General features: G+C 60.1%; 18 protein-coding genes. 12 read left to right on the plus strand and 6 right to left on the minus strand.

Annotated elements, in window-relative coordinates; translation table 11 throughout:
* Positions 1-80: 80 nt before the first annotated feature.
* Positions 81-3,458, plus strand: coding sequence for a YhdP family protein (locus FHS83_RS13720; RefSeq protein WP_167083511.1), 3,378 nt, complete (start codon positions 81-83; stop codon positions 3,456-3,458).
* A gap of 21 nt (positions 3,459-3,479) precedes the next feature.
* Here the strand turns inward: FHS83_RS13720 and FHS83_RS13725 are convergent, their stop codons facing one another.
* The 3 genes from FHS83_RS13725 to FHS83_RS13735 all read right to left on the minus strand — a co-directional run bounded on the left by FHS83_RS13725 (position 3,480) and on the right by FHS83_RS13735 (position 6,169).
* A complete protein-coding gene (locus tag FHS83_RS13725; RefSeq protein ID WP_167083512.1) occupies positions 3,480-4,031 on the minus strand; it encodes a pyridoxamine 5'-phosphate oxidase family protein in 552 nt (183 codons plus the stop codon).
* Between the two features lie 110 nt (positions 4,032-4,141).
* Complete coding sequence (gene tyrS, locus FHS83_RS13730; protein WP_167083513.1) at positions 4,142-5,401, minus strand: tyrosine--tRNA ligase; 1,260 nt, start codon at positions 5,399-5,401, stop codon at positions 4,142-4,144.
* Positions 5,402-5,512: 111 nt separating this feature from the next.
* A complete protein-coding gene (locus FHS83_RS13735; RefSeq protein WP_167083514.1) occupies positions 5,513-6,169 on the minus strand; it encodes an alpha/beta hydrolase in 657 nt (218 codons plus the stop codon).
* Between the two features lie 293 nt (positions 6,170-6,462).
* Between FHS83_RS13735 and FHS83_RS13740 the strand changes: the two genes are divergently transcribed.
* From FHS83_RS13740 to FHS83_RS13780, 9 genes are read left to right on the plus strand one after another with little or no spacing between them, the layout of a single operon-like run.
* A complete protein-coding gene (locus FHS83_RS13740) occupies positions 6,463-6,933 on the plus strand; it encodes an Rrf2 family transcriptional regulator (RefSeq protein WP_167083515.1) in 471 nt (156 codons plus the stop codon).
* 32 nt (positions 6,934-6,965) lie between these two features.
* A complete protein-coding gene (locus FHS83_RS13745; protein ID WP_167083516.1) occupies positions 6,966-8,117 on the plus strand; it encodes a cysteine desulfurase family protein in 1,152 nt (383 codons plus the stop codon).
* A gap of 7 nt (positions 8,118-8,124) precedes the next feature.
* Positions 8,125-9,576, plus strand: a complete 1,452-nt coding sequence (gene sufB, locus FHS83_RS13750) for a Fe-S cluster assembly protein SufB (protein ID WP_167083517.1) — start codon at positions 8,125-8,127, stop codon at positions 9,574-9,576.
* On the plus strand, positions 9,576-10,325 hold the full coding sequence (sufC, locus tag FHS83_RS13755; RefSeq protein WP_167083518.1) for a Fe-S cluster assembly ATPase SufC: 750 nt from the start codon (positions 9,576-9,578) through the stop codon (positions 10,323-10,325). Before sufB ends, sufC begins: the two co-directional genes overlap by 1 nt.
* Complete coding sequence (sufD, locus tag FHS83_RS13760; protein ID WP_167083519.1) at positions 10,322-11,449, plus strand: Fe-S cluster assembly protein SufD; 1,128 nt, start codon at positions 10,322-10,324, stop codon at positions 11,447-11,449. The genes sufC and sufD overlap by 4 nt, the downstream gene beginning before the upstream one ends.
* Positions 11,446-12,660: a SufS family cysteine desulfurase gene (locus FHS83_RS13765; RefSeq protein WP_167083520.1), complete on the plus strand. Its 1,215-nt coding sequence runs from the start codon at positions 11,446-11,448 to the stop codon at positions 12,658-12,660. The genes sufD and FHS83_RS13765 overlap by 4 nt, the downstream gene beginning before the upstream one ends.
* A gap of 7 nt (positions 12,661-12,667) precedes the next feature.
* Positions 12,668-13,135 carry a Fe-S cluster assembly sulfur transfer protein SufU gene (gene sufU, locus FHS83_RS13770; protein ID WP_167085493.1) on the plus strand — a complete coding sequence of 156 codons (468 nt, stop codon included), beginning with the start codon at positions 12,668-12,670 and terminating at the stop codon, positions 13,133-13,135.
* The gene (locus FHS83_RS13775) at positions 13,132-13,494 is read left to right on the plus strand and encodes an SUF system Fe-S cluster assembly protein (protein ID WP_167083521.1); all 363 of its coding nucleotides are present in this window, start codon (positions 13,132-13,134) and stop codon (positions 13,492-13,494) included. The genes sufU and FHS83_RS13775 overlap by 4 nt, the downstream gene beginning before the upstream one ends.
* 11 nt (positions 13,495-13,505) lie before the next feature.
* Positions 13,506-13,868, plus strand: a complete 363-nt coding sequence (locus FHS83_RS13780) for an iron-sulfur cluster assembly accessory protein (protein ID WP_167085495.1) — start codon at positions 13,506-13,508, stop codon at positions 13,866-13,868.
* Here the strand turns inward: FHS83_RS13780 and FHS83_RS13785 are convergent.
* Entirely contained in the window at positions 13,846-15,030 is a 1,185-nt protein-coding gene (locus FHS83_RS13785) for an MFS transporter (RefSeq protein WP_208414733.1), read from the minus strand. The two genes, FHS83_RS13780 and FHS83_RS13785, sit on opposite strands and share 23 nt — an antisense overlap.
* A gap of 61 nt (positions 15,031-15,091) precedes the next feature.
* On the opposite strand from FHS83_RS13785, the gene FHS83_RS13790 reads away from it, so the two are divergent.
* On the plus strand, positions 15,092-15,880 hold the full coding sequence (locus FHS83_RS13790; protein ID WP_167083522.1) for a hypothetical protein: 789 nt from the start codon (positions 15,092-15,094) through the stop codon (positions 15,878-15,880).
* On the opposite strand, the gene FHS83_RS13795 is transcribed toward FHS83_RS13790, so the two are convergent.
* Positions 15,877-16,764 (minus strand): formylglycine-generating enzyme family protein, encoded by an 888-nt coding sequence (locus FHS83_RS13795; protein WP_167083523.1) that lies wholly within the window; start codon positions 16,762-16,764, stop codon positions 15,877-15,879. The genes FHS83_RS13790 and FHS83_RS13795 overlap by 4 nt on opposite strands.
* A gap of 88 nt (positions 16,765-16,852) precedes the next feature.
* Here FHS83_RS13795 and FHS83_RS13800 point away from each other — a divergent pair, with 88 nt between their 5' ends.
* Complete coding sequence (locus FHS83_RS13800) at positions 16,853-17,989, plus strand: acyltransferase family protein (RefSeq protein WP_167083524.1); 1,137 nt, start codon at positions 16,853-16,855, stop codon at positions 17,987-17,989.
* Positions 17,990-18,040: 51 nt separating this feature from the next.
* On the opposite strand, the gene FHS83_RS13805 is transcribed toward FHS83_RS13800, so the two are convergent.
* Entirely contained in the window at positions 18,041-20,104 is a 2,064-nt protein-coding gene (locus FHS83_RS13805) for a M13 family metallopeptidase (RefSeq protein WP_167083525.1), read from the minus strand.
* Between the last annotated feature and the right edge of the window lie 5 nt (positions 20,105-20,109).

The following is a 20,109-nucleotide window of genomic DNA, read 5'->3' on the forward strand; positions in this document are numbered from 1 at the left end:
AGGCGCGAATTTGCGCAATACCCGTCATGGTTTCTGGCGTCCGCGCGCCACAAAAATGGTGGCAGACGGAAAAGGCATTGATGAATCCGGTTGGTTTTCTCAGGCGCTCGATCAAGGCGCATCATTTCAGCCGGGCGGCGATGGTAGCAGGCGGGATCGCCGCGGCCCTGGTACTGTTTGTGCTGGGCGCCGTTATCCGGCTGCTGATCGGGCCCGTATCGCTCGGACCTTTCGCCGGATCGCTTTCGGCTGCCATAGACCGGGCCGTGCCGGGGATCACCGTTAAATACGATCAAGCCGCTGTGGAATGGGAGCGGGATGAGGGGCGCATTACCCTGGCGATCCTGGGCACGCGGGTGCTCGATCACGAGGGGCGCATCATCGCCCAAGCTCCCAAGGCCGATATCGATGTTGCCGCCAGTCCGCTTATGCAAGGCAGGGTAGAGGTCAAGAGGATCAGCCTTGTTGGCGTGCAGCTCACCTTGGTTCGTGCCGCCGATAGCTCGCTTCATCTGGGGGTTGGCAAGGATCGGCAGGATGAAGACATCCTGAAGCGTCTGTCCGATACGCTGAAAAACAGCGACGGGCCGTCCACGCTGGAAAGTTTTGCCATTAAGCGGGCGCGGCTCGCATTCTATGACGAAACCAGCAAATTATTCGTCGTGGCCCCCCGTGCCGATTTCCGGCTAGCCAAAGACAAGCGCAGCCAAGGTCTCGCCGCAGTGGTCGATGCCGGCGTAGAGATTTCCGGTTTTCCTGCCCATTTGCATGGAGAGGTCAATCTTCCGGCCAATAACGGACCGGTTACCGGAAAGGTCGCCTTGCAGGGCCTGTCGGTGCATGCCTTGGCGATGAATAGCCCGGCCTTTGCCGCGGTGAAGGATACCGCCCTGACGGTTGATCTCGAGGCCAAGTTCATCAAGCAGGGCGCTGCACTGACCTCGCTGGACTTTTCTCTGGCGGGCAAGGGCTCGCTTCTGGTGCCGCAGCTTGCAAATGGCCGTGTCAAAGTCTCGAAGCTGGATGCCAAGGGCCATTACGACGGCAAATCCAATCGGGTCGTGCTCGATCGCGCGCTTCTGGTGGCCGATAAGATCAAGGCGGAACTTAAAGGGCGATTAGGGCTTCGGTACGATACATCCGGCGCGCTGTCAGTCCTGGATGGTGAGCTGAAAATGAACCGCCTCGGCATCGCTTGGCCTGGTGTTTTTGCATCCCCCGTGCAGTTTGAGCAGGTCGATGTGAAGGCTAGCTGGCTGCGACCGGAGAAGAAGTTCGTCCTTGAGAAGCTCGCGGTTGGCGGGGCGCCATTTGCCTTATCGGCCTCTGGCCATGTGCAATTTGCGCAAGATCAATCCCCCGCGGTCGAGATCAAGGGCAGCATTGCTGCAATGAGTGTGCATGATCTCGTGCGCTATTGGCCGGTGGTAGCTGCGCCTGGCGGGCGTGACTGGGCCGCGAGCAATATGACCAAAGGGCGGATAGGGCCGCTGGTTTTCGAACTCCATTTTGCGCCGGGGATGCTTGATCAGCCCGCGCTTCCGGCCGATGCCGTGCTGGTGCGTGCGCAAGTCAGCGATGCCGAGGCAACCTACATACAAGGCCTTACGCCACTCACCAATCTCAGCGGCACGCTGATTATCACGGGCACCTCTTTCACAGCGGATATCGCGGCTGGACGTATCGGCAATCTCGTTGCCGGGCACTCCAAATTCGTCATTCCTGATTTCAACGTCTCTGAAGAAGTCGGCGTCGTGGATGCGCATCTGCAAGGGCCTATGGCCGATGTGCTGGCGTTGTCTGACATGGGAAAGCTGCGCTATCCGACGCGCTTTGGCATCAACATCGCCAGTGCCAAGGGGGATGCGGCGCTCGACCTCAATTTCCGCATCCCGCTTCTGAAAAGCGTGTCAACCGATCAGATCAGCATCGGCATCAAGGCGAATGTGAATGGCTTCGGATTGGCCTTGGGGCCGCGCCTGACCATCACCGATGGCGCCGTGCTGTTTCAGATCGACAATAACAAGCTGCGCGCAACAGGCAGCGCAGGCATCGGCGGTTCGGCGAGTAAGCTCACTCTGGATTGGACCGAAGAGTTTCAAGAAAAACCCGTCACGACCAAGATCAACATCAAAGGGGCGGTTGACGACATCGCCCGCGCAGCTCTGGGCCTCAATACCAAGGATTATCTGAAAGGGCAGATGGGTGTTTCCGGTTCGCTGACTGGCCATCGCGGCGCCTTGACTCAAGCCAGTCTAGCCCTTGACCTCACGCCCACTCTGGTCAGCCTGGACCTCATCGCCGTCAATAAACCCGCTGGCTTCCCGATGAACGCGCGTCTGGCGATGACCTTCGGGCCGGGCAGCATCCCTGACACTCAAGTTGTGCGGGTCACCGGGCCTGCCACCACCATCGCCGCGACACTGCGTTTTGACACGAGCGGTAAGCTCGTCAATTTGCAGGCGCCGACGGTACACATTGCCCAAAACGATTTCGCGCTCCAGGTGGCGCGAGGGGTTTATGGCATCGATGTTCAGCTACGTGGGCATTCTCTTGATGGTTCGCGCATCGGTGCGCAAAGCGGTGGCTCCGACGAGGCGAAGTTTGAAGAGCCTTTCCATGTCAACGCGAAATTGGATCGCATTGTCCTGCGCGAAGGCGTTTCGCTCGCCAATACCGCACTGGATGTTTCGGGCGTTGCCGATCGTCCGGCGACCATGAATCTCTCATCCTCCTTGTCCGGTAAGTCGCCCCTGACCATGACTATCGGCCCGACCGATAGTGGCCGCCGCCTTGTTATGTCCACGGGGGATATGGGGCTCTTGTTGAAGGGCGTGTTCGGCTTCACCTCAATGCAGGGCGGCAAGCTTGATGTGAATGCGAATTTCAACGGCCGGGTGGATCAGCCAGGCCCTGCCGATGCTGCCGACTTCCAGGGCAAGGCTGTGTTGAAGGATTTCCGCGTTCTCAATCAGCCCTTTCTGGCGCGCCTGTTCTCTGCGGGATCGCTGATGGGCCTCGCCAATCTGATGCAAGGCCAGGGCATTGCGGTGGATTCGCTGGAAGTGCCGTTCTCCTCCAAGAATGGCGTGATCTCGGTGCGCGATGTGCGTGCCTCGGGTCCGGCTATCGGTGCGACAGCAGAGGGTTATGTCGACCGGCCCAAAAGCGTGATCGCGATCAAAGGCTCGCTGGTGCCGCTGTTCGGGATCAACAGCGTGCTTGGCAATATCCCGATCCTGGGCACGCTCGTGACCTCGAAAGAGGGGGAGGGTATTATCGGGATGACCTATAGCGTGTCGGGAAATTCGGGCGAGCCGAGCGTCAGCGTCAATCCGCTCTCGGCGCTTGCGCCAGGCATCCTCCGGCGCATTTTCGAAGGGCGCATTCCCAACGCCTCGCAGGCGCCGTCGAACGCCGTGCCGCCTCCGCCGTCCCCAAAGCCAAACAAGCAGTAACACTGACCCGAATAGGCCTTCTTAGCGGGATTTTTCGAGGATGTTGGTGGGCAGACCGTCGATGCTGGTCTGGTTTTTCTGTTCCCAATAACGGCGGATTCCGTCGTCGCCTTTGCCGCGCGCCCAATCGTTCAATTGTTCACGCTCGGAGGAATAGTCGAAAAAGGGCACCGACATTCCGCATGACGTCTGCACCATCTCGATCGTGACATCGAAGATCTGCCGTGCCCCGGGCAGAGGCGGAAAGTGTGCGATGAGTTCTTTCCATTGCTGATCGCCTTTATGCACGGCCTTGGCGATACCGAATATCCGCAGGATGACGGGTTTACCCTCGAAGGCGCAGAACATAATGGTCATGCGCGGGTTCACCTGAACATGGGCGGATGTCTCATTACCGCTGCCGGTGACGTTCAGCCAAAGGACGCGGTTCGGGGATAGCACAGCGAAGCTGTCCATCCCTTTAGGCGAAAGACTGACACGGCCCGTTTCTGCCGCTGTCGCAACGAAGAAAATCTTCTGCCGCGCGATGAAATCGCGGTGCTCTTCGCTCAATGCGCCAAATTTCTTGCCCATAGGCGGCTCCTTTTGCCTCCATCAGCATCTCACATGCCACGGGCGAGGCCATAAAAATATGGCCGGAGCTTAGCGCCCCGGCCATTCGAAAATTGCATGGAATGAAGTAATCAGACCGGCTTGACCAGAATGTGCTTCTTCTTGCCGACCGAAAGCTTCAGCACGCCTTGATCGGTGAGATCGGAAAGGCTCACCGTCGCGCGCACATCTTTCACCGCCGCATCATTGATCTTGAGCCCGCCGCCTTCGATGAAACGGCGCGCTTCGCTGGCAGAGGAGGTCAGGCCAGCCTGATGGGCAAGGGCCGTCACCGCAATGCCGTCGAGCTTGTCGCGCGCTATTTCAAAGGTCGGGAGACCTTCGGCCAGCGTGCCTTCTTCAAAAGTGCGGCGGGCAGTTTCGGCGGCTTCAAGCGCAGCCTCCCGGCCATGGGCCATCGCGGTCGCTTCGGTGGCGAGCACCTTTTTGGCGTCGTTCAGCTCGGCGCCTTGCAGGGCTTCGAGGCGGGCGATCTCGTCCATCGGCAGATCGGTGAAAAGCTTGAGGAAACGACCGACATCGGCATCCTCGGTATTGCGCCAGAACTGCCAGTAATCATAGGGCTTCAGCATATCGCCATTGAGCCAGACAGCGCCCGCTGCGGTCTTGCCCATCTTGGCGCCCGAAGCCGTCGTCATCAGCGGCGAGGTGATACCGTAGAACTGTGCTTCGGTCAGACGGCGGCCAAGGTCGGTACCCGAAACGATATTGCCCCACTGATCGGAGCCGCCACACTGCACGCGGCAGCCATAGCGCTTGTAGAGTTCCACGAAATCGTAGGACTGCAAAATCATGTAGTTGAATTCGAGGAAGCTGAGCGGCTGGTCGCGCTCGAGGCGCAGCTTGACGCTGTCCATGGTCAGCATGCGGTTGACCGAGAAATGGCGGCCGACATCGCGCAGGAAGGGGATGTATTCAAGCTTATCCAGCCATTCGGCATTGTCGACCATCACCGCATCGGTGGGGCCGTCGCCAAATTTCAAAAAGCGCTCGAAAATGCGGAAGATCGAGACTTTGTTGGCTTCGATCTGCTCAGCCGTCAAAAGCTGGCGGCCTTCGTCGCGGCCGGAGGGATCGCCGATTTTGGTGGTGCCGCCGCCCATCAGCACGATCGGCTTGTGACCGGCCTGCTGCAGGCGGTGCAGGGTCATGATCTGCACCAGGCTGCCGACATGGAGCGATGGGGCGGTGCAGTCAAAGCCGATATAGGCCGTGACGCGTTCTTTCGCGAACATCTCGTCGAGCCCGGCATCATCCGTGGTCGCATAATACGCGCCGCGCTCCGCGAAGGTGCGGAGGAAGTCGGATTTGAATTTTGGCGCGTTGGTCATGATACGGTTCCTTGATGCCGTCTTGGCGAGTAAGACCCAAACAACGGTGCGGGCAAAAGAAAACCCGCGGGCCTTCGCAGCCGCGGGTCTTCTACGGCTGCAAAAATCCGGTCAGCGGTGATCGTAGGGGTTGGTCATGCGTTCGTTGACATAGCCCTTCACGGTCTCGACCACCTCAGCCTCGTGCTTGTCGAAGAAGTGGTTGGCCCCTTCGATCTTGTCATAGGTGATCTTGATGCCCTTCTGTGTGTGCAGGCGGTCGACCAGCTTCTGCACATCCGGCTCCGGAACCACGAGGTCCTTGGTGCCGTGCACGATCAAGCCGGAGGCCGGGCAGGGCGCCAGGAAGGCGAAATCATACATGCTGGCTGGCGGGGCGATGGAGACAAAGCCGGTGATCTCCGGACGGCGCATCAGAAGCTGCATGCCGATCCAGGCGCCAAAGCTGATGCCGCAAATCCAGACGAAAGAGGGGTTCGGATAAAGGGTGTTCATCCAATCGAGCACAGCGGCGGCATCGGAAAGCTCCCCCGCGCCGGAATCGAAAGTGCCTTGGCTGCGGCCGACGCCACGGAAGTTGAAGCGTACGGTGGTGCAGCCCATGCCGTGGAACATGTGGAAGAGGTCGTACACCAGAGGATTGTTCATGGTGCCGCCAAACTGGGGATGGGCGTGCAGCACCAGCGCCATCGGGGCGCCGGGAGTCTTCTGCTTCTGGTAGCGCGCTTCAATACGGCCCGCGGGGCCCGGCAGGATGATATCAGGCATGGACAAAAAGGCTCCGAAAATCCGGTTGGCAAAGACGCCTGCACGAAGGCATTGTAGGGTTATGAGTCGGCACGGTTTGAGAATGATTTTCTTTTGAAACCATGCACATAGCGATTCTTTTGGTTGGGTGCCCTGGGTAATACTTGACCTGGGCACTCAGGAAATTTATATGCTTCCCGGAAGGTACGCGACGCGATTGTCCGCTGTTCATACACCAAGCGGCCCCCCGTTGCGCAAGGAAAAGCAGCGCAGGGCGCAAATCAGCCGATGTTGCGTCGGTTTGGAGTGGTACGATGAGGCTTAGCACCAAAGGTCGATATGCCGTTATGGCGATGGCGGATCTGGCTTCGCATGAGGCTGGGGCCCGCCCGGTTTCCCTAGCGGATATCGCCGAACGGCAGGAAATCTCGCTCTCTTATCTAGAGCAGTTGTTTGCCAAGCTGCGCCGTGGCGGGCTGGTCACTAGCGTGCGAGGTCCCGGCGGCGGCTATCGCCTCTCCAGACCTTCCGACGAAGTACGCGTTGCCGACATCATTATGGCGGTTGATGAACCGATCACCGCGACCCGCTGTAAGCCTGGTTGCGCCAAGGGCTGCGCCACGCAGGGCGCGCGCTGCATCACCCACGATCTTTGGGAAGAGCTGGGCCGCCAAATCCATATGTTCCTTTCCAAAGTCTCGCTGGCCGATGTGGTCGAAAAGAAGGTCTTGGGCCGGGCGCAGTTGGAAATTCAGCCGGGTGAAGGCGAAGCTGCCGCGGCATAAAGAGGCCCATTTTTCAGGCCTGGAATAAAGTTATGGCGTATTTGGATTACAACGCGACCTCGCCCTTGCGTGCGGAGGCGAAAGTGGCTGCCGAACGGGCATTTGCGCTCGGCGGCAATGCTTCGTCCGTACATGCCTCTGGCCGCGCAGCGCGCGCGCTGATCGAGGAGGCGCGCCAGAATGTGGCCGCGCTGGGGGGGGCTCGCGCGGAGGAGGTGATCTTCACCAGCGGCGCCACCGAGTCTAATGCGCTCGCCCTTTGGGGCGCGGTGATGGGCTCGCTCGAAGCCCGTGACGCGGCGAAGGATGCCACGGCCCGTATCACGCGGCTGTTCGTGTCCGCGATTGAACATCCCGCGGTTTTGGAAAATGCCAAAGCGGTTGCTGAACGCTTTGCGGGATTGCGTTTGGAATTTATCCCGGTGCGGACGAATGGCGTTGTCGATCTCGACGCGCTCAAAGATCTGCTGCGCGAAGGCAAGGGGCGGGCGCTGGTCGCCCTGATGGCTGCCAATAACGAAACCGGTGTTGTGCAGCCGGTGGACGAGGTGCTGACCCTGGTACGCGCGGAAGGCGCGCTCTTGCTGGTTGACGCGGTTCAGGCGGCTGGAAAAATCGCATTGCCTGCGGCTGACTATCTCACCCTCTCGGCGCATAAGCTCGGTGGGTTGCAAGGTGCGGGCGCGCTCATCGTGCGAACCGGTATACCGTATGCGCCGCTGATCACCGGGGGCGGTCAGGAACGCGGTGCGCGGGCCGGAACCGAGAATCTCGCGGGAATCGCAGCCTTTGGCGCGGCTGCCACGGCGGCAGCGCAGGAAAATGTCACGCCCGTGCTGCGTGACCGTTTTGAAGCCGGTTTGAGAAAGATTGCCCAAGAGGTCACCATCTTTGGGGTTGAAAGCCTGCGCTTACCCAATACATCCAACTTTTCTTTGGCTCCTATCCCGGCTGAGACCGCATTGATGGCCTTGGACCTTGATGGCGTGATGCTAAGCTCAGGCGCTGCGTGTTCGTCGGGCAAGGTCAAACGGTCGCACGTTCTTGCTGCGATGGGCATAAGCGAGGATGTTGGGGCGTGTGCGTTGCGCGCCAGCTTCGGCTGGAATTCCACCGAGGCGGATGTCGACGCTGCCTTGTCGTCCATTTCCAAACTGGTCGCGCGCAGGCGCGCGGCCGCATGAGGGCGTAATGGCTGCCGGTTCTGAAACCAAAGACCAAGTTGCCGCTCTGGGTGAGAAGTACAAATACGGCTTCGTCACCGATATCGAGATGGAGACGGCTCCCAAAGGGCTGAATGCGGATGTGATCCGTTTCATCTCGGCCAAGAAGGGCGAGCCGGAATGGATGCTGGATTGGCGCCTGGCGGCCTTCCGCCGTTGGGGCGAGATGACCGAGCCCAATTGGGCGCGGCTGCGCTATGCCAAGATCGATTACCAGGATGCCTATTATTACGCGGCGCCCAAGAGCACCGAGAAATACAAGGACCTGGATGAGGTCGATCCCAAGCTCTTGGAGACCTATAACAAGCTCGGCATTCCCTTGTCCGAGCAGAAGATGCTCGCGGGTGTCGCCGTGGATGCGGTGTTCGATTCCGTTTCGGTCGCGACCACCTTCAAGGAGAAGCTCAACGAAGCGGGCGTGATCTTCTGCCCGATCTCGGAAGCCATCCGCGAATATCCCGATCTGGTGCGCAAGTACCTGGGCAGCGTTGTTCCTGTGACGGATAATTTCTTCGCCACGCTGAATTCGGCGGTCTTCTCCGACGGCACCTTCGTCTACGTGCCCAAGGGCGTGCGCTGCCCGATGGAGCTGTCCACCTATTTCCGCATCAATGCCTCCAATAGCGGGCAGTTCGAGCGGACCCTGATCATCGCAGATGAGGGCTCTTACGTTTCTTATCTCGAAGGTTGCACCGCCCCGATGCGCGACGAGCATCAGCTCCATGCCGCGGTGGTGGAACTCGTGGCCCTCGAAGGCGCCGAGATCAAATATTCGACGGTGCAGAACTGGTATCCGGGCGACGAGAACGGCAAGGGCGGCATCTACAACTTCGTCACCAAGCGTGGCGATTGCCGTGGCCGCCGCTCCAAGATTTCCTGGACGCAGGTGGAAACCGGCTCTGCCATCACCTGGAAATATCCCAGCTGCATCCTGCGGGGCGATGAAAGCGTGGGTGAGTTCTACTCCATCGCCATCACCAACCATTACCAGCAGGCCGATACCGGCACCAAGATGATCCATCTGGGCAAGAACACCCGCTCGCGGATCATCTCCAAGGGTATCTCGGCGGGTAAGGCACAGAACACCTATCGCGGGCTGGTCAGCGTGCATCCCCATGCCCAGAACGCGCGTAATTACACCCAATGCGACAGCTTGCTGATCGGCGGCAAATGTGGCGCTCACACCGTTCCCTATATCGAAAGCCGCAATCCTACGGCGCGGCTGGAGCATGAAGCGACCACCTCGAAGATCGCCGAGGATCAGCTTTTCTATTGTTTGCAGCGTGGCCTGACCCCGGAAGAGGCGGTGGCGCTGATCGTCAACGGTTTCTGCAAGGAAGTCCTGCAGCAACTGCCCATGGAATTCGCCGTCGAAGCACAGAAGCTTGTCGGTATCAGCTTAGAGGGGAGCGTCGGGTGATGCTCGAGATTAAAGATCTGCATGTCAGCGTCGGGGATAAGGAGATCCTGAAAGGGCTCTCTCTCACCATCGAGACCGGCAAGGTCCACGCCATTATGGGGCCGAACGGGTCTGGTAAATCCACCCTCTCTTATGTTCTCTCGGGCCGTGAAGGCTATGAGGTGACGAGCGGCTCCATCACCTATAACGGTGAAGACCTCCTCGCGATGAAGACCGAAGAGCGCGCGGCGAAGGGGATTTTCCTCGCCATGCAGTATCCGGTCGAAATCCCGGGCGTCACTACCATGATGTTCCTTAAGACGGCGCTGAATGCGCAGCGCCGCGCCCGCGGGGAAAGCGAACTCGACGCCATGGCGGTCTTGAAGCTGGTGCGCGCCAAGGCGAAATCCTTGCAGGTTTCCGAAGACATGCTGAAGCGGGCGCTGAATGTCGGCTTCTCCGGCGGCGAGAAGAAACGCCTCGAGACGCTGCAGATGACGCTCTTCGAACCCAAGCTCGCGATCCTGGACGAAACCGATTCCGGCCTCGACATCGATGCGCTGAAGCTGGTGGCCGAGGGCGTCAACACGCTGCGTTCGCCGGAGCGCTCTATGCTGGTCATCACCCATTATCAGCGCCTCCTGGACTACATCGTGCCTGATAAGGTGCATGTGCTGGCCTGGGGCAAGATGGTGGCGGAAGGTGGCAAGGAATTGGCGCATGAGCTGGAAGCCAAGGGCTATGGCGATCTTGTGAAGGAGCGGGCATGAGCACGCGCGAAGCAAGGCGGGCCGAAGCGCTCGAAAGCTTCCGCGTCCGCGGCATGCCGCATCGCCGCTTCGAGCATTGGCGCTATTCCGATCTGCGCGCCGTCCTGGATGCAGGGCAGGTGGCGCAAGCGGGCACGGCGAAGTGGTCGGTGGAAGATCTGCCCGAAGGGGTGGAGATGTTCGATCTCGCCGAGCCGAACGGTCCCAAGTGGCTGATCGAGACCTTAGGCTCGATTGGCGTGCGCCGTACCATGCAGGAAGCCTCGCTCGCCTTTGCCGATGGCGGCGTGGCGTTCCGGGTGGCGAAAAACACGGTGGTTACCGACCCGATCAAGCTCACCGTCACCGGTTCTGGAAATCTGCGCTGGCTGATCCTGTTGGAGGAGGGCGCGCAGGCGACGGTCTACGAAAAGCACGCCTCTGATGCGGGCCTGCTGCGCAATGTGGGTGTGGAAGTGGCTTTGGGTGCGAATGCGGAAGTGTTCCATGTCCGCACTTCGCCCTTTGCGCCGAAATCCTTCACCATCGAGCATATCGCCGTCTCCGTCGCGAAAGATGCCCGCTACAAGGCGCATTTCAGCAATTTCGGCGCCCGCCTGTCGCGCACCGAACTGCAGATCACGCTGCAAGGCGAGGGGGCTGAGGCCCATCTTTCTGGCGCCACAGTTCTTGGCACGGATGGTCATGCCGATGTGACGACCCATATCGAACATGCCTCGGGCAATACGCGTTCTACCCAGCTCTTCAAGCATGTGGCGGGCGGAAAATCCCGCGCTGTCTATCAAGGTAAGATCACGGTGCGCGAAGGCGCCGATGGTTCCGACAGCCGCCAGACCGCACGTGCGCTGCTGATGAGCGAGCGCGCCGAAGCCGATATGAAACCCGAACTCGTCATCTTCGCGGATGACGTCAAATGCGCCCATGGTGCCACGGCGGGCGATCTTGATCCGGAAGCGCTGTTCTATATGCGCTCGCGCGGCATACCCGAAAAGGATGCTCGCCGCTTGCTGATCAACGCCTTTTTGGAAGAGGCGGTCGAGCCGATCGCGGACGATAAGTTGCGCGCCGCGGTGTGGCACGACATTGAACAGGCGCTGCCGCGCGCCATGGAGCCGCTGAAATGAGCTTTGTTCCGCCCATCGGCGATTTCCCCATTCTGGCGCGCGAGGTGCATGGCAAACGTCTTGCCTATCTCGACAGTGCAGCTTCGGCGCAAAAGCCCAAGGCTGTGCTGCAGGCGATGTCCGATTTCGCCTCGACGTCTTATGCCAATGTGCATCGCGGCGTGCACACGCTGGCAGCCGAATCCACCGACGCTTATGAGAAAGCTCGCAGCACGGTCGCCAAATTCCTCAACGCCAAGCATACGGACGAAATCGTCTTCACGCGCGGCGGCACGGAAGCGCTAAACCTGGTGTCCTATGCCTATCTCGCGCCGCGCATCGGGGCGGGAGACGAAATCGTGCTCACCAAGATGGAGCACCATTCCAACATCGTACCGTGGCATTTCCTGCGCGAACGCCAAGGCGCAAAGCTGAAATGGGTGGATGTGCGCGAAGATGGTTCCATCAACGCCGCCGCCTTCGGTGCCGCCATCACACCCAAGACCAAGCTCGTCGCGGTCACCCATATGTCGAATGTGCTGGGCTCGGTGAATCCGATCAAGGACATCATCGCGATTGCGCATGCCAAGGGCGTTCCGGTGGCGGTCGATGGCTGCCAAGGCGCAGTACATGAGATCGTCGATGTGCAAGACCTGGATGTCGATTTCTACGCTATCACCGGTCACAAGCTTTATGGCCCGAATGCGATCGGCGCGCTTTATGCCAAGCGGGCGCATTTGAAATCCATGCGCCCCTTCAATGGCGGCGGTGAAATGATCGCCGAAGTGAGCGAGGAACGCATCACCTATGCCGAACCGCCCGCGCGGTTCGAAGCTGGCACGCCGCCGATCCTGGAAGCGGTGGGTCTTGCCGCTGCGCTTGACTACATCACCGGCCTTGGCCGTGCAGCGATCAAAGCCCATGAGGCGGAGATCTATGCCTATGCCCGCGAGGCGGTGCGTCAGTTCAATTGGCTGAAGGTAATTGGCGAGGCGGAAGGCAAGGGCGCGATCCTGTCTTTTGAGGCCGAGGGGATGCATGCGCATGACCTCGCCACTATATTGGATCATGAAGGCGTGGCGGTGCGGGCCGGGCATCATTGCGCGCAGGTGCTGATGGAACGGTTCAACCTTGCTTCCACCACGCGGGCATCCTTCGGGCTCTATTCCACCCGCGAGGATGTGGATTTGCTGATCGCGGGCCTCGCCAAAGCCCGCAAGATTTTGACGTGAGAGTATGATGGACGAGAGCCTGCGTGAATTGTACCAGGAAGTGATCCTCGATCACTCGCGCCACCCGCGCCATTTCGGGCCGCTGGAACATGCCACCCATGATGGGCAGGGGCATAACCCCCTCTGCGGCGACCGCGTTACGGTGCATCTGATCGTCGATGGCGAGGATCGCATCCAGCGTATCACTTTCGAAGGCCGGGGCTGTGCTATCAGCCAAGCCTCTGCCTCGCTAATGACCGACATGTTGACGGGGCGTACGGTTGGCGAAGCCGAGGAATTGATGAACGGCTTCCTGCATCTGGTGAAGGGCGAGGACGCGTCCGATTTGGCAGAAGACGATCTTGACCGTTTGCAGGTGATGGCGGGCGTTTCGGCCTTTCCCATGCGGGTCAAATGCGCCACGCTGGCCTGGCACACCATGAAATCGGCACTGGAGAACGGTGCATCTCAGGCCGAGGCTGCGAAGACCGAATGAGCGAGCAACTCGAAACCACGCCGGATCAGGTTTCCGCTATTCCGCCGGAAGAGCTGGAAGCCTTCACGCAAAAACTCATCGCGGCGATGAAAACCGTCTACGATCCGGAAATTCCGGTCGATATCTATGAACTTGGCCTTATCTACAAGGTGGATGTGGCGGACAATAAGGACGTCGCGGTGGACATGACACTGACCGCGCCGGGCTGTCCGGTGGCTGGTGAGATGCCCAATATGGTGCGCGACGCGCTTCTTACCGTGGAAGGCATCGGTGATGTCACGGTTAACATGACCTTCGATCCGCCCTGGACGCCGGAGCGCATGAGCGAAGAAGCCCGCCTCGAACTGAACATGTTCTGATGGGAACGATGATGAAGCGCGAAAGACCCAAAGCTGTCCGCCTGTCCGATGCGGCTGCCGCCCGTATTCAGGAAATCATGGAAAATGCGGAAGGCAAATATCTGGGCTTGCGCGTGGGCGTGAAGAATGGCGGCTGCGCCGGTATGAGCTACACGATGGATTATGCCGAAAGCGCCGAACCGCTTGAAGAAGTGATTGAAGACAAAGGCGTGAAGGTTTTCATCGATCCCAAGGCGATCCTGTTTCTGATCGGAACCGAGATCGACTTCGTAACGGAAAAGCTGGGCGCGCGTTTCGTTTTCAACAATCCCAATCAGACGGCGGCTTGCGGCTGCGGCGAGAGCGTGACTATCAAGCCTGCGGTCGAGGCGTAACTGCGGCCAGCATCTGGATGGTGAGCCCCAGGCTCGCCATCGCCGCTCCGAACAGGCAAACGGGGAACCATCCAGCGATATGATAGATGGCTGAGGCGCCCGCCGAGCCAATCGCGCCGCCAATGAAGATCCCAGACATGAAAAGCGTGTTGATGCGCCCGCGCGCCTCAGGGCGCAGCGCGTAGATTTTGTGCTGGTTGGACACCACCGCGCTCTGCACGCCGAGATCGAGCACCATCACGCCCACGATCATGCCAGTGAGGCTGTTCCAAAAACCGAAGGCGAGCCACGACAAAAGGCAGGTGATGGCGCCTGCGATCACTACGGGGCGTGGGCCCCGGCGGTCGGCGATATGGCCAGACATGGGCGCGGCGAGAATTCCGGCGACGCCCAAAATCGCAAATAAGCCCGCGGCATCGGCGCCCAGTCCGAACAGCGGCTCTTGCAGGCGCAGCGACAGCACCGTCCAGAACACCGAGAAGGAGCCAAAGAGGCAGCCCTGGGTCATGGCGGCCCGGCGCAGCACCGGCTCTTCATCCCAAAGATCGGCGAGAGAGGCGAGGGCCTTGCGATAGGAAAGCTGCAGGTCCGGCTTGTGCGAGGGCAAGGTGAGCGCCATCAGCGCGCCTGCGGCCAGCATGGTGGGCACGGCAGTCCAGAACACTGCGCGCCAGCCGAACCAGCTTGCTAGGAACCCGGCGACAGCTCTGCCCAGCAATATCCCGCAGAGCAGGCCGCTCATCACTTTGCCGACGATAGCGCCGCGGCTTTCATCGCTCGCCAGTGTGGCCGCGAAGGGCACGATCTGTTGCGCCACGCTGCTGCCTGCACCCACCAGCAATGACGCGAGCAAAAGCCATGGTGCAGTGGGCGCAAGCGCGGCAAACACCAGCACGGCGGCGAGGAGGGCGAATTGCAGAACGATCAGGCGGCGGCGGTCGAGTAGGTCGCCTAAAGGCAGGAACAGGATCAACCCAAAGCAATAGCCAAGCTGGGTCGCGCTCGGGATATACATCGCGGCATGCGAGAACGGGAATGCCCGCTCGATCATCGCCAGCAGCGGCTGGTTGAAATAGAGGTTGGAAACGCCAAGCCCCGCCGCGACCGCCATGGCGACGGTCGGGATGGTGTGGTCGGGTGTGGAGGACGCAGGCTGGGCCATGGCGGTTTGATAGCCCCTTGCTGACCGTCATGCCAGCCTTGTGCCCTTGCCCTGAAGTCATTTGACAGGCTGGCATGCCGCGCTTCTATTCTCCCTTCAGGTCATGCAGCAGGTCGAAAGCCTTATCGCGGCGGGGCGCCGCTACGCGCGTAAAAACGGTGCGGGCATTGCCGTGTCGCTGGTGCTGCACACGCTCCTGGCGCTGCTGGTCTTGGCCGGCGCCGCCCGTCACACCACACCGCTGTTTTCACGCCCAGAGCCTTTTCTGCCCATTGATCTGGTACGGCTGGGTCCGGAAACTCGCTCCCCCCCGGCGGAGCAGCACGCTTTGGTGCCGCAGCAGAGGGCCGGTAAGCCGCAACAGGAAACAGCGCCGCAAGAAGCTCGCGTCTCACCCAAAGGCACCAAACCGGCGCCCGATGATGCGCTCGATACCAAGCTGAAAGCACTCGCCAAGCTCAAATCGCCTGACACCAAATTGAAGCTGGAGGTCGGGCAGGGTGTTTCCACCGTCGATGCCTCCAATGGTGCAACTGGGGATTCGGCGACCTATAGCGTGCGGGATTTCGTGCTGGCGCAGGTTTTGCGGCGCTGGACGATCGATTTAGGCAAAGCCAAAGACAAGCCGCTGGTGATCGCGCTGCAAATCACCATGAAGCGGGATGGCTCCATTACCGAAGCGACCATCATCGAGCAGGCGCGCGCCAAGACCGATGCCTATTACCGCGATATCGCGCTCGGCGCGCGCAATGCTGCGCTGTTGTCCTCGCCAATCAACCTGCCGCCTGGCGATTATCCCAAGGAAATGCATTTCACGCTGCGCTTAGACACTCGGGCTGTTCTGCATTAGGGCAGATCGCGCGCGATGCGAAATCCGGCGAGTGTGGAATAGTCGTATTCGCTGCCATCACTGGCGCTGGCGATACGGGCGGCAGAGCGCACGAAAAGCGGTACGTTATCCCAAGAACCGCCGCGCAAGACATGCTGGCTGCATTTGGCGTCCCGCCAAGGCCGCGCATCGCTGGGCGCGCCAACATAGCTTTTGTGCCAGCAATCCTCGGTCCATTCCCAAACATTGCCCAGCATGCCGTAAAGCCCGAATGGGTTGGGCTTGAAGCTGTCGACATTAGCGAGGACATGAAAGTCGTAGGTTGAGCCGCAACCATTGCAGTTTGCATGGCCTCGGCCGATTTCATCGCCCCACCAGCGGGCTGTGGTGGTGCCCGCGCGCGCGGCATATTCCCATTCGGCCTCACTCGGCAGGCGATAGGGGCCGGTTTTGTTGGGCAGGTTCGGACGCGCTTTGCGCACTTGCTCGTTCAGCCATTCGATATAGGCGTGCGCGTCTTTGTAGGAAATGCAGCTCGCGGGCCAGCGCGAGGGTTCCTCGTCATAAGGCGGATAGGCCAGACCCTTGCTCGGCACATGCCAGCGCATATCGAGCAGGGTGTTGCAGGGATCGGGCTGATAGCCCGTGGCGCGCAGGAAGTTCAGATACTCCTCGCTGGTCACATTGAATTTGGCCAGCGCAAAGGCTTTCACCGCGACGATGCGCTGGGGACCTTCGGCATCGAACCGTCCTGCTTCGCTTTGCGGGCTGCCCATGACGAATTTCCCGGCAGGGATGCCGATCATGTCCGGGCATTCGGGGCATTCCTTGAAATCGCGGTCGGCCGGTTCAGCCGCGACCGCGCCGCTTATAAGGCAACCAACAAGCAAGAGGCGGCGCAGCATGGGACACTCGCGGTTTGGTTGGTTTGCTTTAATATATAAGCTATCGCTGCCGGAGCGGCGGCACGCATTCAGTCTAGGGGCAAGAAAGATGGCAGGACAACCCTTAAAGCGCCTCGATTATATCGATAATCTGCGCTGGGTCGTGATCGTTCTGGTGCTCGGCGTGCACGCCGCGGTGACCTACAGCCATGTGGGGAGCTGGTATTACAACAGCGATGTCGAACCGGGTCTTTTCGAAAGGCTCATCTTCATTGCCTTTCAAGCCTCGCTGCAGTCCTTCTTCATGGGGCTGATGTTTTTCCTGGCCGGATATTTTGTGCCCACCGGCTATGACCGCAAAGGCTTCGGGCGTTTCATGGCGGAGCGCCTGTTTCGTCTCGGCGTTCCGTCGCTGATCTATGTCTTTGTCCTGCACATTGGCATGGGGATATTTCTTCTCAATTGGTACGGCAAAACCGATCCTGCTACTGCCTACGGCCTCTATCTTGACAAAGGGCAGTGGATCAACGGCACCGGTCCGATGTGGTTTGCCGTGGCCTTGCTGTTCTTTTCGTTTGTCTATGCGCTGCTGCGCCTTGTTCTGCCGAAACCCACAACGAGCTCATCTTCTGCGGCGCCTTCACTCACCGCCATTCTGTGTCTGGGGCTCGGAATGGGCGCGGTGACGTTTCTTGTACGCCAATTCGCACCGCTTGGGACCGCGTGGCACAATATGCAGCTTGCCTATTTCACCCAATATGTCGTGCTGTTCGCGCTGGGGATCTTGGCGCGCCGGCGTGGCTGGGTGGAGGCGCTTCCGCCGCGCTGGGGAATGCCTGTTTTTCTCACTGCCTTGATCGGTGCTCCGCTCTCGGCGATTGGCTTGGTGCTGCTTTCGATCTCGACGCACGCACCTCAAAACGCTTTCGACGGCGGCTTGACGTGGCAAGCCGCTGCACTTGCTTTTTGGGAGCAGGTATTTTGTGTGTTGTTCTGCACCGGTCTCCTGATCCTGTTCCGCGACCGTGTGAATGCGCGCACGAATTGGAGCCGCGGTTTCTCCGATAACGGATTTGCCGTTTACGTGATCCATCCTCCTATTCTGGTTGGCATTACCTTGGCAATGCGCCCCTTGGCTTGGCCGGCTTTGGCCATGTTTGCCATGGCCTGGATCATGGCACTCATCGCAAGCTTTGCTGTTGCAGCCGGGCTTCGTGCCGTGCCGGGCGTAAAGCGCATCCTATAAAAAAAGAAGGCGGGCATTGCGGCCCGCCTTCATCGTTAGAAGATTTTCATCTTACCAGAGCTTCACGCGCTCTTCCGGCGGCAGGTAGTACTTGTCGCCCGGCTTGACGTCGAAAGCGCCGTACCAATCGTCGAGGTTGCGGGTCGCACCCAGCACGCGGTATTCGGCGGGCGAATGCACATCCGAAAGGATGCGGCTGCGCAGCGCGCCTTCACGCATCTTGGTGCGCCAGACTTGGCCGAAGCCCAGGAGGAAGCGCTGGTCGCCCGTATAGCCATCGATCACCGGAGCGGGGGTTCCGCCGAGGGCGATGTGATAGGCCTTCAGAGCGATGGAGATGCCGGCCAGATCGGCGATGTTCTCGCCCAGCGTGGCCGCGCCGCGCACATGCAGGCCCGGCAGCGGTTCATAGGCATCGAACTGCTTCACCAGCATGGCCGTGCGGGCGTCGAAGTTCTTGCGATCCTCTTCCGTCCACCAGTTCTGCAAGACGCCTTTGCCGGTATATTTCGAGCCCTGATCGTCGAAGCCATGGCTGATTTCATGGCCGATCACCGCGCCAATGGCGCCGTAATTGACCGCATCATCCGCATTGGGATCGAAGAACGGCGGCTGCAAAATCGCGGCCGGGAAGGTGATGGAGTTGAAGGGCGGGTTGTAATAGGCGTTCACCGTCGGCGGCGTCATATACCATTCCGCCTTGTCGACCGGCGAATCCAGGCGGGTCACGTCGCGCTTCCAGTTGAAGGCAGCGGCGCGCTTGATGTTGCCGATCACGTCATCGCGGCTGATCTCGAGAGCCGAGTAATCGCGCCACTTGTCGGGATAGCCGATATAGGGCGTGAACTGGCTGATCTTCTCGAGCGCCTTCTTCTTGGTCTCCTCGCCCATCCAGGGGAGCGTCTTGATGTCCGCCTCATAGGCCTTCAGCAGATTGCTGACGAGCTTTTCCACCTTGGCTTTGGATTCCGGCGGGAAATACTTCGCGGCATAGAGTTTGCCGAAAGCCTCGCCCAACTCGCTATCGAGCAGGCGCACCGCGCGGGTAGCGCGGTCATTCTGCTGCGTGCGGCCGGAGAGGGCGGTGCCAAAGAAGGCGAAGTCTGCGTCATCGAACTTCTTGGGCAGGTAGGAGGCGTAGGAGTGCAGATAATGCACCGTCAGGTAATCGCGCCACACTGCAACCGGGGTCTTGGCAAAGAGCTTGGCCAGGACCGGGATGGCGGTGCTTTCGCCCACAATGATCTGGCGCTCGCCACCATTGAGTGGAATGCCGCCTTCAGAGAAGAACGAGTCCCAGGGGAATTGCGGCGCAGACTTCTTCAGCGCGGCAAAGCTCATCGGGTGATACATCTTGTCTGCGTCGCGCTGGTCTTTCAGCTCCCAGCGGACTTTGGCGATGGCGGTTTCGAGTGCCAGCACCTTTTCGGCGCGCGCCTGCGCGTTCTTCGCGCCCGACATGTCCAGCATGGTGGCGATGAAGACCTTATAGGCGTCGCGCACCTTCACGATGTCAGCATTGGTGAGGAGATAGAAATCGCGATCCGGCATGCCCAGGCCAGCGGCCGAGACATTCACGCTGTAATGATCGGGGTTCTTGTCATCGATGCCGATACCGGCCGCGAAAAGAGATCCGGCCGAGACATTCGGCGAGCCCATCAGCTTCGCGACGTCTTTCAGGGACTTCAGGCTGGCGATGCGGGCGAGGTCGGCCTTGGCCGGTTCCAGCCCATGCGCTTCGATGGCTTTCTCGTCCATATAGCCATCATAGAGGTCGCGCAGCTTCTTCTCGTCCGGGGTGAGCTGATCGACCGGCTTGGCTTCAAGCCCAGCCACGATTTCCTTCATGCGCTTTTCGCTGAGGATCGCGAGCGACTGGAAGGAGCCGATGCCGGAACGATCCGCCGGGATCACGGCCTGCTTGTCCCAGGCGCCATTGACGTAGTTGTAGAAGCTGTCGCCCGGCTTAACGTTCTTATCCATGCCGGAAAGATCGACACCCCAGGTGCCGAGCTCGGCCTTGGGGCCGGGCGGTGGGGCTGGCGGTGGCGGCGGCGGGGCGGCTGTGCAGCCCGCCAGCAACAGCGCGGCGACGACCACGAGGGGACGTTTCATGCAAT

Origin of the sequence: Rhizomicrobium palustre (assembly GCF_011761565.1) — a bacterium.
GTDB lineage: Bacteria > Pseudomonadota > Alphaproteobacteria > Micropepsales > Micropepsaceae > Rhizomicrobium > Rhizomicrobium palustre.

Coding starts and splice junctions, on each gene's coding strand:
- FHS83_RS13720 (WP_167083511.1), top strand. CDS start 81: ATGAATCCGGTTGGTTTTCTCAGGCGCTCGATCAAGGCGCATCATTTC.
- FHS83_RS13725 (WP_167083512.1), bottom strand. CDS start 4,031: ATGGGCAAGAAATTTGGCGCATTGAGCGAAGAGCACCGCGATTTCATC.
- tyrS (WP_167083513.1), bottom strand. CDS start 5,401: ATGACCAACGCGCCAAAATTCAAATCCGACTTCCTCCGCACCTTCGCG.
- FHS83_RS13735 (WP_167083514.1), bottom strand. CDS start 6,169: ATGCCTGATATCATCCTGCCGGGCCCCGCGGGCCGTATTGAAGCGCGC.
- FHS83_RS13740 (WP_167083515.1), top strand. CDS start 6,463: ATGAGGCTTAGCACCAAAGGTCGATATGCCGTTATGGCGATGGCGGAT.
- FHS83_RS13745 (WP_167083516.1), top strand. CDS start 6,966: ATGGCGTATTTGGATTACAACGCGACCTCGCCCTTGCGTGCGGAGGCG.
- sufB (WP_167083517.1), top strand. CDS start 8,125: ATGGCTGCCGGTTCTGAAACCAAAGACCAAGTTGCCGCTCTGGGTGAG.
- sufC (WP_167083518.1), top strand. CDS start 9,576: ATGCTCGAGATTAAAGATCTGCATGTCAGCGTCGGGGATAAGGAGATC.
- sufD (WP_167083519.1), top strand. CDS start 10,322: ATGAGCACGCGCGAAGCAAGGCGGGCCGAAGCGCTCGAAAGCTTCCGC.
- FHS83_RS13765 (WP_167083520.1), top strand. CDS start 11,446: ATGAGCTTTGTTCCGCCCATCGGCGATTTCCCCATTCTGGCGCGCGAG.
- sufU (WP_167085493.1), top strand. CDS start 12,668: ATGGACGAGAGCCTGCGTGAATTGTACCAGGAAGTGATCCTCGATCAC.
- FHS83_RS13775 (WP_167083521.1), top strand. CDS start 13,132: ATGAGCGAGCAACTCGAAACCACGCCGGATCAGGTTTCCGCTATTCCG.
- FHS83_RS13780 (WP_167085495.1), top strand. CDS start 13,506: ATGAAGCGCGAAAGACCCAAAGCTGTCCGCCTGTCCGATGCGGCTGCC.
- FHS83_RS13785 (WP_208414733.1), bottom strand. CDS start 15,030: ATGGCCCAGCCTGCGTCCTCCACACCCGACCACACCATCCCGACCGTC.
- FHS83_RS13795 (WP_167083523.1), bottom strand. CDS start 16,764: ATGCTGCGCCGCCTCTTGCTTGTTGGTTGCCTTATAAGCGGCGCGGTC.
- FHS83_RS13800 (WP_167083524.1), top strand. CDS start 16,853: ATGGCAGGACAACCCTTAAAGCGCCTCGATTATATCGATAATCTGCGC.
- FHS83_RS13805 (WP_167083525.1), bottom strand. CDS start 20,104: ATGAAACGTCCCCTCGTGGTCGTCGCCGCGCTGTTGCTGGCGGGCTGC.